General features: G+C 35.3%; 13 protein-coding genes. 10 read left to right on the top strand and 3 right to left on the bottom strand.

The annotated features are described in order from the left end of the window. Positions 1-56 precede the first annotated feature (56 nt). A complete protein-coding gene (locus CFK40_RS17065; protein WP_089533602.1) occupies positions 57-260 on the top strand; it encodes an alpha/beta-type small acid-soluble spore protein in 204 nt (67 codons plus the stop codon). A gap of 111 nt (positions 261-371) precedes the next feature. Here CFK40_RS17065 and CFK40_RS17060 read toward each other — a convergent pair whose 3' ends face one another. Further along, positions 372-1,469 (bottom strand): ABC transporter ATP-binding protein, encoded by a 1,098-nt coding sequence (locus CFK40_RS17060; RefSeq protein ID WP_089533601.1) that lies wholly within the window; start codon positions 1,467-1,469, stop codon positions 372-374. 114 nt (positions 1,470-1,583) lie between these two features. After that, a complete protein-coding gene (locus tag CFK40_RS17055) occupies positions 1,584-2,471 on the bottom strand; it encodes a PucR family transcriptional regulator (RefSeq protein ID WP_089533600.1) in 888 nt (295 codons plus the stop codon). A gap of 153 nt (positions 2,472-2,624) precedes the next feature. Between CFK40_RS17055 and CFK40_RS17050 the strand changes: the two genes are divergently transcribed. Together CFK40_RS17050 and CFK40_RS17045 are read left to right on the top strand one after the other, a co-directional pair. Next, positions 2,625-2,993, top strand: a complete 369-nt coding sequence (locus CFK40_RS17050; RefSeq protein WP_089533599.1) for a YlbF/YmcA family competence regulator — start codon at positions 2,625-2,627, stop codon at positions 2,991-2,993. Between the two features lie 212 nt (positions 2,994-3,205). Next, complete coding sequence (locus CFK40_RS17045) at positions 3,206-3,976, top strand: enoyl-CoA hydratase (protein WP_089533598.1); 771 nt, start codon at positions 3,206-3,208, stop codon at positions 3,974-3,976. A gap of 41 nt (positions 3,977-4,017) precedes the next feature. On the opposite strand, the gene CFK40_RS17040 is transcribed toward CFK40_RS17045, so the two are convergent. Then, positions 4,018-4,203, bottom strand: a complete 186-nt coding sequence (locus tag CFK40_RS17040; protein WP_089533597.1) for a YhzD family protein — start codon at positions 4,201-4,203, stop codon at positions 4,018-4,020. A gap of 181 nt (positions 4,204-4,384) precedes the next feature. On the opposite strand from CFK40_RS17040, the gene CFK40_RS17035 reads away from it, so the two are divergent. The 7 genes from CFK40_RS17035 (at position 4,385) to CFK40_RS17005 (ending at position 12,707) form a co-directional block, all read left to right on the top strand. After that, positions 4,385-5,284 (top strand): ABC transporter ATP-binding protein, encoded by a 900-nt coding sequence (locus CFK40_RS17035; RefSeq protein WP_089533596.1) that lies wholly within the window; start codon positions 4,385-4,387, stop codon positions 5,282-5,284. Further along, entirely contained in the window at positions 5,277-6,527 is a 1,251-nt protein-coding gene (locus CFK40_RS17030) for an ABC transporter permease (protein ID WP_089533595.1), read from the top strand. Before CFK40_RS17035 ends, CFK40_RS17030 begins: the two co-directional genes overlap by 8 nt. Positions 6,528-6,666: 139 nt before the next feature. Further along, positions 6,667-7,893, top strand: a complete 1,227-nt coding sequence (locus CFK40_RS17025) for a metallophosphoesterase family protein (RefSeq protein WP_089533594.1) — start codon at positions 6,667-6,669, stop codon at positions 7,891-7,893. A gap of 1 nt (position 7,894) precedes the next feature. Next, complete coding sequence (locus CFK40_RS17020; RefSeq protein ID WP_089533593.1) at positions 7,895-10,855, top strand: ATP-binding protein; 2,961 nt, start codon at positions 7,895-7,897, stop codon at positions 10,853-10,855. 62 nt (positions 10,856-10,917) lie between these two features. Continuing rightward, positions 10,918-11,463: a GbsR/MarR family transcriptional regulator gene (locus CFK40_RS17015; RefSeq protein ID WP_227001810.1), complete on the top strand. Its 546-nt coding sequence runs from the start codon at positions 10,918-10,920 to the stop codon at positions 11,461-11,463. Positions 11,464-11,494: 31 nt separating this feature from the next. Further along, a complete protein-coding gene (gene yhaM / locus CFK40_RS17010) occupies positions 11,495-12,442 on the top strand; it encodes a 3'-5' exoribonuclease YhaM (RefSeq protein ID WP_089533592.1) in 948 nt (315 codons plus the stop codon). 70 nt (positions 12,443-12,512) lie between these two features. Continuing rightward, positions 12,513-12,707, top strand: a complete 195-nt coding sequence (locus CFK40_RS17005; RefSeq protein ID WP_089533591.1) for a sporulation YhaL family protein — start codon at positions 12,513-12,515, stop codon at positions 12,705-12,707. The last annotated feature ends 14 nt before the right edge of the window (positions 12,708-12,721 follow it).

The raw sequence follows: 12,721 nt of genomic DNA, 5'->3' as shown, positions 1-12,721 counted from the left end.
ATCAGTGATAAGTTTTAAATGAATGTACACAATATGATTACAGGAGGTGATATAACATGGCAAGTAACAATTCAAATCAATTAGTAGTACCCGGCGTACAACAAGCTCTTGATCAAATGAAGTATGAAATTGCTCAAGAATTTGGCGTTAATTTAGGTGCAGACACAGCTTCACGTGCTAACGGTTCTGTTGGTGGTGAAATTACAAAGCGTCTAGTTCAAACTGCTCAACAACAACTTAATGGACAACAACCTAAATAACCATGGACTAAAAGCTTAGGTATCCCCTTAGCTAAAACCAGATGAAAGAGGGACGTCAATATGACGTCCCTCTTATTATATACACATATATCATGTCCATTTTACAATAGTTTATCGTATCCGCTGTTCGTCTTCCGGATTGAAAAAATGTGCCTTATTCATGTCAAATGCAACATCTAATTGCTCACCGCCATCTATGTCTGAACGTGAATCAATTCGCGCAATGAAATCCTGCTCGTTAACTTTGGAGTAAAGGTATGTTTCTGCCCCCATCAACTCAGCAACTTCAATAGTAGCGGTAATTTTTGTTTCTTTTGTAGCTTCAATAAATAGTGGTTCATCATGTATGTCTTCTGGACGTATGCCAAGAATTATTTCTTTATCGATAAAGTTTTGTTCACGAAGCGTTTTCATTTTACCTTCAGGAACTTTGATTTTGATGTCATCCATGACGAAGTGACCATCTTGTAAAGTTCCGTTTAAGAAGTTCATGGATGGCGAACCAATAAATCCACCGACAAATATATTTTCAGGTTTATCATAAACTTCCTTTGGAGCGCCTACTTGTTGAATGAGACCATCCTTCATAACAACGAGTCGGGTTGCCATCGTCATAGCCTCTGTTTGATCATGTGTTACATAGATGGTTGTTGTTTGTAAGCGTTTGTGCAGCTTTTGGATTTCAGCACGCATTTGAACACGTAACTTTGCATCAAGGTTTGATAACGGTTCATCCATAAGAAATACCTTAGCATCACGTACAATAGCACGCCCTAATGCAACACGTTGACGTTGACCACCAGATAACGCCTTTGGTTTACGGTCTAAATAGGATTCAAGGCCCAAAATTTTTGCAGCATTTTGGACGCGTTTATCAATTTCATCTTTTTTAAATTTACGAAGCTTCAAACCAAAAGCCATATTATCATATACATTCATATGTGGATATAATGCATAGTTCTGGAATACCATTGCAATATCCCGATCTTTTGGAGCAACATCGTTCATCTTTTTATCGTCAATTAATAAATCACCATTTGAAATTTCCTCTAACCCAGCAATCATGCGAAGTGTTGTGGACTTTCCACATCCAGATGGTCCAACAAATACGATAAATTCTTTGTCATGAATATGTAAGTTGAAATCATCTACTGCTATTACTTTTTTATCATAAGATTTTTGAATATGTTCTAATCGTAATTCCGCCATTTTCAAACCTCCAATTATTAAGTACATTAAGTTTATAAAATATTCGTGAAAATGTATACGTAAAACATGCACAAAGAAATCTCTATTCTTTGTGCATGTTTTCTAGTAGAGGTTTTACTTTTTAGAAATGAGAGCAAGATAAACTGTTGCTGCTTGATGGAACTGACGAATATCAATTCCGGTTTTTTCAACAAATTTATCAATTCGATATTGTAAACTGTTACGGTGCATGTACAATTCCTTAGCAGTAACCGTTATATTTAAATTACATGCAAAAAATGTTTCGATTGTGTGGATTAGTTCCATATCATCCAGTACTTCTTTTAATAAGAAATACTTTGTTTCATCACGAAAGGAATCACTTACTTGATCGGCAAATAAATACGGGATAGCTTCCTTATATGAAATAACTTGTTTATCGGTGTATTTAAAAATTGTAGTTGCACCTTCAACAAATCTTGAATAAAACTGTTTTGCATCTCCTAAAGCAGTCATAAAAGGCCCGACGAAAAAACGGATTTTTACATATAAATCACTCATTAAAATATCAATGATCTCATTGTAAGCAATTGATTCTTCTAATACCTCTGTTTGTTCTTCAATCAATATACCTTGATGATCCGTTAACCATAAAATTGGAAGGGGTTTTGAAAAGATACTTTGAATAGCTTCCCTGAAAAGATTTGGTTCTACTTTATTTTGTTGGAATGAAAAGTGAACAAAACGGTAAGAGCTTACATGGTCATTTTCCGTTAACGTTTGTTCACGATGGAGTATATCTTGCCAGAATTTTTCCTTAATTGTTAACGGAAGCTCTACATCGGAATAGGGTGACAAGAAAGTAGATAACAAAGCTTCATCCTTAGTTGAGATTTCATTTTTATCAATTCCTAGGATCTTTTCATCTTCTGTCACATACCACTTGTAACCCACGGGTGATTGTTCTGAATTTGAATCATATGTAATTAACGAAGGGAAGACCTTTTTTAATTTGGTTATCATAACATATCCTCTTTCACTGAACTTTTCTCTAGTATAACAATAGTTTTAGTTTTGAAAAAGCTTTACATTTAATGGCACGATTATTCGAATTGGTATACATGCTACTTCTTGTTTGTTATAGTTGTTTAAGATTGAAATTGAAGGAGGATTACAGTGCCTAATATTTATGACAGTGCATACGATTTAGAAAAAGCAATTCGTGAAAGTGAAGAATTTAAAAATTTAGAAAACGCATACGAAAAAGTAATGAGTGATGAATCTGCTAAGCAAATGTTTGAAAATTTCCGTGATACACAAATGGAATTACAAGAAAAACAAATGCAAGGACAAGAGATTACCGAGGAAGAAGTAGAGAAGGCTCGTCAGGTTGTAGAGTTAGTTCAACAACATGAGGATATTTCTAAACTAATGGAACAAGAGCAACGTTTAAATATGGTAATCAACGATGTAAGTCGCATTATTACCAAGCCATTAGAAGAATTATACGGAGAACCTGAATCAGCTGAAGAATCAGCCGAATAGATAGTTAGTGTACAACCCATAGTGATTTAACTATGGGTTGTATTTTTTTCACTGATAAGAAAGTATAAATTTTTAGTGGATATCAGTATAAGGGCAACTAAGGCTTTCGCCATTAAAGCTTGGCGATAAGCCAAGTTTTCTAAGCAGGACTTTTGTAATAAGTAGAGAATTAATGAAAGAGGTAGAAACTTGTAATACGAGGAGTGCTCAGCATGGAAACTGTTTTATACGAAAGTATTGATCAAATAGGATATATTTATTTGAATCGACCAGATCGTTACAATGCATTAAATAAAGAAATGTTACATGAGTTGCTTGAGGTTATTATCCAGGTCGAACAAAGTGACGATCATATTGTTATTATTAGCGGAAAGGGTAAAGCTTTTTGTGCAGGCGGGGATATCTCTATGATGACTGATTGGAAGAACCAGGATTTTTATCATGAAGTAATGGAAACGGTTGAAAAAATCACAATGAAATTGTATTTAATGCCAAAAATTGTCATTTCTGCTATTAAAGGATCAGCAGCAGGACTTGGTCTTAGTCTAGCTCTAGTAGCTGATTACGTTGTCGCGCAAAATGATGCAAAGATTGGAATGTTGTTTCTTGGAGTTGGCTTGGCACCTGATGGGGGAGGTCATTTTTGGTTGAAGGAACGGTTAGGTGTCCATGGCGCAAAACAATTTATTTGGAGTATGAAAAAAGTAGATGGAACGACTGCTTATTCGATGAACTTGGTTGATCAGGTTAGTGATGAGCCTGTTTTAAATCATGCAACTTCACTAGCCAAAAGCCTATTAATACAACCGCTATCTTCCATAGTCAAAACAAAACTCATGTATCATAACGATAATAAGAGTAATCTACAACATTACCTAACTGAGGAAAAGAAAAATCAATGGGAATTAAGGCAAACAAAAGACCATCAAGAAGGGGTAAGTGCTTTCCTCGAAAAACGTAAACCAACGTTTATAGGCGAATAAAGAGAGCGACTCTACAAAGTTTTGTAGAGTCGCTCTCATTCTTACCGATGGAATAAAACTAGCTTGGCTTCAGGTGATACACAACGGTGTGTATGTTCGGAATATCCTTCTTCAGCCAATCGAGCATTACCAACCTTTTTTGCTTCATTATCATTTTCAGCGGTAAATGATTCGTCCAACAACTTTTCTCCAGTTTGTTTAAAAACAGTTAAAGCATACGTACGCATAATAATTCCCCCAAAGTTTTAACTTACCTATAGTATATACATTTTTAAACGGTAAAAAAAGCATGAGAAGAAGAAAAGAAAACATTAATGATTACAACTGCTTACGTTACAAAAAAGAAGATAAAAATTGAAACCATTATGTATACAAAACGTACAATAGTAAGGGAAGGGAGAGGATGTAGTGACGTTAGTATTAAAAGATGTATCAAAACGATTCGGCAAGGATACTGCTGTTAACAATCTATCTTTAGAAATACCGGAAAAGGAAATGTTTGGATTCCTTGGTGGAAATGGGGCAGGTAAAACCACAACATTCCGAATGATTCTAGGATTATTAGATGCTTCAGATGGGGAGATTTCCTGGAATGGCGAATCTATTAGCTATGATAAAAGTCATCTTATTGGCTACCTGCCTGAAGAACGTGGATTATACCCAAAATTGAAGGTAAGAGAGCAAATTGTTTATTTAGGAAAATTACGGGGTATGAAAAAGAGTGAAATTATTACCGAGCTTGAAGGATGGTTAGAACGTTTCAAGGTTCCTGAATATATCGATAAAAAAGTAGAAGAACTTTCAAAAGGGAACCAGCAAAAAATCCAATTCATCTCAGCTGTCATACATAAACCAAAGCTTTTAATCATGGATGAACCATTCTCAGGACTTGATCCGATTAATGTTGAAATGTTAAAAAAAGCTGTTGTTGATTTAAAAGAACGTGGGACATCGATTATTTTTTCATCTCATCAAATGGATCATGTGGAAGAGCTATGTGAGCATTTATGTATTTTGCAAAAAGGAAAGCAGATTGTTCATGGACACTTGCGAGATATAAAAAGTTCTTATGGTAAGAAGAATCTAATAGTCCACGGGGATATGGATCTTAACTATTTACGTAGTTATGATGGTGTAACTAAATATAAGGCTGTAACAGGTGGATGTGAGTTGCAAATAGAAAATGAACAGGTATCTCAATCCATTTTTACAAGCCTACAAGGGCAAGGGTTTATCAGAAAGTTTGATTTAGAGGAACCGACATTGAATGACATCTTTATTGAAAAGGTGGGTGCCTCTTATGAATAAATTTTGGATTGTTATGTCTCATACGTATATGACACGATTTAAAACGAAATCATTTTTAATAAGTACCATTATCACGTTATTATTTGTTGTTGGTCTAGCAAATTATCAAGCAATATTTGATGCGTTTTCAGATGATGGAAAAAGTGAAATTGCTGTACTAGATGAGACTGGTGAGTTTTTCAAATCACTTGAGAAAAGTGTAGAAAATGCGAATGAAGATATAGATGTTATCGCATATGGCAAGTCGGTAGAAACGGGAAAAAAAGCTGTTGAAAATGAAGAGTTTGCAGCACTTATTACCTTGACGTTGAACGCAAATCAACTGCCGGAAGCAACATATTATGCAAGTAATATTGTTGATTCTGCTGAACAAACGGCGATTCAACAACAATTACAACAATTAAAAGTTGCAGCAGCAACTAAGCAAGCGGGTGTCGATCAAGAAACCATCACGGAGATCTATTCCCCGGTAACGTTTCATACAGTTGCACTTGACGAGAGTGCTAAATCATCTGAGGAACTTAATCAGGCCCGTGGGATTGTCTATGTCATGCTGTTCGTTCTTTATCTATCCGTAATTACGTATGGTAATATGATTGCTACAGATGTGGCAACTGAAAAATCATCGCGTGTTATGGAACTTTTGGTTTCCAGTGTGTCACCTGTCACACAGATGTTTGCAAAAATTATTGGTATTGCTTTACTAGGATTAACACAAGTTGGATTAATTTTAGGACTTGGTTTTACATTACTAGTGTCAAAACAGGATGAGCTTACAGGTGGTGTTTTTCAATATTTTGGTATCCAAGGCGCGTCACCTTCACTCTTTATCTATGCGCTCGTCTTTTTCATACTAGGGTATTTGTTGTATGCAACACTAGCCGCCATGCTGGGTTCAATAGTAAGTAGGACAGAAGATGTGCAACAGTTAATAACGCCAATGATCTTTCTTATTATGATAGCCTTTTTCATTGCAATATATGGACTTAGTGCTCCAGATTCGAACCTTGTGGTAATTAGCTCGTATATTCCATTCTTTACACCAATGTTGATGTTTTTGCGTGTTGGAATGTTGGATATACCATTCTGGGAGGTGGCACTATCTTTAGGTATTCTAGTTGGATCCATTATTTTGTTAGCTGTCATTGGTGCCCGGGTTTATAAAGGCGGAGTATTGATGTATGGTAAATCTAGTTCGCTAAAGGATATTAGAAAAGCGATTGCTCTTTCTAAAAAAGAATAGAAAATCACAAAGAGCCCCGTATAGTTGATTAGCTATATGGGGAATCTTTTTATGGGGAAAAACGAGGCAGAACGTGCATTCGTATTCATCTTTTGGTAAAATAGATTATCAATAACGTAAAGTTAGGAGATGTATAACGATGACGGAACAACTATCATTTATTCATGCAGCAGATCTACATTTAGATAGTCCATTTCAAGGCATGGCGAGTGTACCAGAAAATATTTTTAAACAAATTCAAGTCAGTACATTTAATGCTCTAGATAATCTAGTTAAAACAGCTATTTCAAAAAAAGTAGATTTTATTTTATTAGTAGGAGACTTATTTGATAATGAACGTCAAAGCTTAAAAGCACAAATTAAATTAAAGAAAGCTTTTGAAGAACTAAACCGTTATGACATAAAGGTTTATTTATCTTACGGTAATCATGATTTTGTAAGCGGTAATACGTACCCTGTCGTGTACCCTGACAATGTATATATTTTTAACGAAGAAAAGGTAAACCATTTTACATTTACTAAACAAGCTAAATCAGTAGCTAACATCTATGGGTTTAGCTACGAAAATCGATCGGTTCTACAAAACAAAACCGCTGAATTTAAACTTCATAATCAAGAAGTCCCCTTCCATATCGCCATGCTTCATGGAAGCTTAATTAGTAATACGGAACATGATACATATGCGCCGTTTTATTTGAGCGAGCTTACGAATAAGGAATTTGATTACTGGGCTCTTGGGCATATTCATAAACCTGAAATGTTAAAGCAGAATCCACCTATCGTGTACTCAGGTAACACTCAAGGTCGAAATCGTAAAGAAACAGGTGCAAGAGGATGTTATCATGTTGTTCTAAATAAAAGCCAGACTGATGTATGCTTCCTTCCTTTACAAGCGATCCAATTTAATACATTACTAGTGGATGTATCTAACTGCACGGAACCACACGCTTTAGAAGAAGTGATACGGGATACGATTCAAGAACAAAAGTATGAGGTTCCACAATTGCTGTCGGTAGAATTAAAGGGAACAAATCCAGCATTAAACTTATGGGTACGAGATGGCTTGATTGAGGATACGATAGAGCTACTAAATGATACATTGATGACGGAAAGTAGATGGGATTTTATTTTTCGATATACCGTTAAGATAGATCAATCGCACAATGAAAACGAATTAAGAAAAGGCGAACATTTTATCGGTGAATTACTACGTCACAGTGAGGATGCACCTATTCATACATATATGGAAGAATTATATCGTCATAAACAAGCACGAAAATATATAGAACCAATTACGAAGATCGATGACGTGCGACAACAAGCGAAGCAGTTGTTAGTAAATGAGTTGCTGAAGGGTGAGGATTAATATGGAATTTATACGTGCTACAGTATATGGATTTGCCAAATGGCATGACTTTCAAATAGATTTTCATCCTAGTGAACTTCAGATTATTTATGGTGAAAATGAATCAGGGAAGTCAAGTCTTCAGCAATTTATTCTTTTTATGTTATTTGGACTATCCCCGAAAAAGCGTGCTTTTTTCCGTTCGAAGACAAGTGGTAAAATGGGGGGAATGTTGACAATAGTGGAAGAAGGAATAGGAGAATACACGATTGAGCGTGTAGATGAAGTAAATAACGGTTATGCAAAATGTCTATTACCAAATGGAGAAGAGGCAGATGAAGCATGGCTAAAAAGACGTTTACATGGCATCACTCGCCAGACCTATCAGTCGATTTTTTCATTTGATGCACTAGATTTAACCACTTTAAAAACGATGAATGAAGAGGATATTGGCGACATTTTGCTCGGGGTTGGTTTAACAGGATTTACTGACATTTATGCTGTTGAGAAACGGCTTGATACGAAAATTAGTGAATTATTTAAACCGTTTGGTAAAAGACCGATCATTAATCAACAGCTTGATTACCTTGACGACTTAACTAATAAAATACAAACGGTTAAAAGCCATGAAAAAACATATAGTGAAAAAAAGACAAAGCTTGCTGAAATTAATGCGCAAATAAAGGAACTTCAGCGTACAATTCAGGTTGAAAAGAAGAATGTTTCAGAAAGTGAAAAGATGCGACAAGCACTTCCGAGTTTACAAAAACTTTCTAAATATGAACACCAATTAGCAACCTTTCCAAAGGTGATTACATTTCCTGAAGACGGGATAAAACGCTTGGAATCCTTAAAAGAAAACATTTTGCCTCTTGAAAGTGAACTTCAGGTATTAAAAAACAATGTCACCTCATACGAGAATAAACAAGCAGAATTAAAGGAGTTATTATTGAAATCTAATACGTATGATGAGGTGAAACAACTTCTAGAAACTCAAGACTCTTACAATGAAGATGTAAAAGAAATAAAGCGTCTGGAAGGTTGGATTAAAGAGCAAGAGGTTGGATTAAAAAACGAATTACTAGCTATCGATACGAATCTTAAACCTGTTGATTTGAGCGATATATCCCTTACTTATCAAACGGAAAACACATGGGTACAATTATCTGAGGAAACTCAGCAACTCCGTATAGAGAAAGAAAAATTAGCTCAAGAAGAAGCGGTTCAAAAGAAACAAAAAATCGAATTAAAAAATAGCCTAAACAAATGTAATGAATACCGATTACCTGCAAAACAAGTTGATGAGCTTTCCCACCGGGTTCATGATTACAATAACTATCATTACAGGGGAAATGAAGGTAAACAGAAAACTGATTTTGAAGCTATCAAAAATAAGAGACATAAAAATTCCCTGATCATTTTTAGTGGAAGTATTATCATAGGCCTTCTTTTTGGGCTGTTTGGATTTTTTCAGGACTATACGTGGGGTTATGGAGTCATGCTTGCAAGTTTTGGATTTGGAATTGCTCAATGGATAATTGGTAAGCGATCAACGGAAACAATAGAGCAATTAATTACAAATAATACTGGTGATTCAAATAATGTAATGGTTACGTTAGAAGAAAAGGAGGAAGCGACACAACTACTTTCAAGTCATGATGAAGCAGTAAGACAGGTGGAAACTATTGGTGAAAAACTCGAGACAAATAAAATTGAACAAATAAAATGGCAAGAGCGTCATGAATTAATGATTCAAAAAGCAAATCGAGTGGATGAAAAGGTCACGCATCAGCGCAAACTTTATCCGATTTTGGAGACAATAGATATAAGTAACTGGCCTGCATTCTATCACGCGTTTAAATCTTTATTACAGCAAAACCTTGAATGGAAAAGTAAAAAACAGCAATTAGCAGATGTGAAGGAAGTAGAGTTGAATCATCGTGAATTTATAATGAGGTTTCTTAAAGATAGAAATTGGGAATCGAAATATAAATCAATCGATACTGGTTTTGCCTTTCTTCATGAAAAAGTAGAAGAACATGACGGTACGCTTCGTTTATTAGAACAATATGAAGCATGGAAGAAAACCGCAAACGAACAAGTTGAATCGTTGAAAAAAAAACTTCAGGTTTTCCAGCGTGAACAATTGAACCTGATGAAAGTGGCGGAGGTAGAAACGGAAGAACAGTTTTATCAAAAGAACACATTGCTCGAAGACGAAAAACAAGTTAAGTTGAAAATAGAAGAAATAAAGGAACAACTTAGCATGACTTATTCGGAAGATAAAATAGTTGAATTTGCTGCTGACAGTATAGGAGAGATAACGGATATAGAAGAAAAACAAAAAAAATATCAAAAAAACCTCGAACTAGCTGAACAAAAATTAGAGAAAGAGCGCGAACAATTTGCAGCAATCGACGCTGACTTAGCATACATGGAAGGTTCAGACGAGCATTCCCAAATCATGCACCGTCTTCATATCGAAACTGCTGAACTAAATAAGCTTGGAGAAAAATGGGCTATTTTAAAAAGTGCAAAGGAAATGTTAGTCGAAACAAAAAATAACTACCGTGATAAATACATGGAACGGCTAATCAATCAAACATCAGATTACTTTGTTATGCTTACCAATCATGCTTACACTAATGTCTATGCACCATCTAAAAATCAGCCATTTCAGGTTGAATCAGCCAACCATCTAAGGTATACGGTAAATGAATTGTCTCAAGGCACAAGAGATCAATTATATATAGCTTTAAGATTGGCAATTAGTGAAGTGATGAGTAAGACACATAACATGCCATTTATTATAGATGATGCATTTGTGCATTTTGATGATATCCGGGTAGAATACATGATGGATCTAATAGCTAGTATTTCAAAAAAGAGACAAGTACTCTTATTTACATGTAAAAAAGGACTTATAAAAGATCTTACTGCTAGTAATATCACTGTTTTACATGAATCTATTCGCAAAATATGATAGTTAGTGATAAAATTTTTTATATATAAAGGGGTAAATAATACGAATGGAGGGGGCATCCATTGTCTGAACTAGACGAGATAAGCAATCGGGAACAATATGAAGAAACAAAAGAAAAGTTCATCCAAGTAATTGCTAAAAATATGAATCTGTACGGGATCACTCCTTCTGTTGGCCGGTTATATGGTGTTCTATATTTTGCAAATGAGCCTATGACATTAGATGATATGCGAGATGCACTTGAAATGAGTAAAACCAGCATGTCGACAGGAGTACGTGCTTTAACAGATATGAAAATGGTTGAATCAACATTTAAAAAAGGCATACGCAAGGATTTATATAAATCGGAAGAGGATTGGTATAAATCTTTTACTTCCCTATTTGGTAACCGCTGGCGCCATCATACTGAAACAAATATTGAAGAAGCTGACGAAACAATTGAGGAACTGGAAAAGATACGCGAGTCGACAAATAATGAAGACTTAAAGAATACTATTAATAGTGATATTGACCGGCTTCGTTATGCTCAAAATTACTACAAATGGTTGATGAAGTTTATACAGGTTATTGAATCTGGGGAAATTTTTGATCTTATACCAAAAGAATAAGAAAGATAATTGCACTGAGGGGGAAGAGGGTATGAACAAAGGATTGGGTTATATAAACATTGGTGATGCTTTTGATGGATTTGTACTCATTAAAGAAGCAAATCGGGGTATGGCAAGTAATGGTAAGCCATTTTTGACTTTAATTCTCCGAGACTCTTCTGGGGAAATTGATGCTAAGCTATGGGATATCACAAAAGAGGATGAACAACTATTTGTTGCTGAGCAAATCGTTAAATTAGCTGGAGAAATCAATCAATTTCGAGGTAAGGCCCAGCTTAAGATTTTATCGTTAAGACCCGCGCAGTCTACTGATGATGTACATGTTACAGATTTTATTGAAAAAGCTCCAGTAGAAAAAGAAGCGTTAATGGAAAAACTGACTGAAGCTATTTTTGAAATGAAAAATCCTACTATGCAGAGGATTGTCCGAGCATTTGTTAAAAGGTACCAGGATGCACTGTTAACGTATCCTGCTGCAACGAAAAATCATCATGAATATGTATCAGGCTTGGCACACCATGTTGTTAGCATGATCGCATTAGCGAAAGAGTTACATAAGCTTTACCCACAAATAAATAAAGACTTATTGTACGCGGGTGTTATCCTCCATGACTTAGGTAAGTTAAAAGAGTTATCTGGTGTCATTACAACATCTTATACAATAGAGGGAAAATTGCTTGGACATATTCCGATGATGGTAGAAGAAATTGGTCATGTTGCACGTGAGTTGCAAATTGAAGGTGAAGAGGTTCTTATTCTACAACATTTAGTTTTATCCCATCATGGAAAAGCTGAATGGGGCAGTCCAAAACCACCTATGGTCCGAGAAGCAGAACTCTTACACTTGATTGATTTAATTGATGCTAAGATGAATATGCTAAATCGTTCATTGGAAAAGGTGAAGCCTGGTGAGTTTACCGAAAGAATTTTTGCACTGGATAACCGATCATTCTATAAACCTTTATTTGAGGAACAATAAAATCATAGTCATTATTTAAAAGTTGTCCTCATATACTTGTTAAAGAAGAGGTGGACAAGGGGGCAATATAATGATTATTGGAGTACCTTGGTGGGTTATTATGATGATCTTATTTATTTTTTTAAGTGGATATATGGCCTATCGAGCAATGAGGGCAGAACGTAGACTTGAACAACAATTTATTGAACGTGAAGGAAGAGTCTTTATTGATCGGATGGAAAAAGAACGAGAAACAAAAGACCGAAAAGAATTTATGTCGCAATAGAAAAAGCGCAAACC

This window comes from Virgibacillus necropolis, from assembly GCF_002224365.1.
In the GTDB taxonomy this organism is placed as follows: Bacteria; Bacillota; Bacilli; order Bacillales; family Amphibacillaceae; genus Virgibacillus_F; species Virgibacillus_F necropolis.
This window is presented reverse-complemented; position numbering and strand designations above follow the sequence as displayed.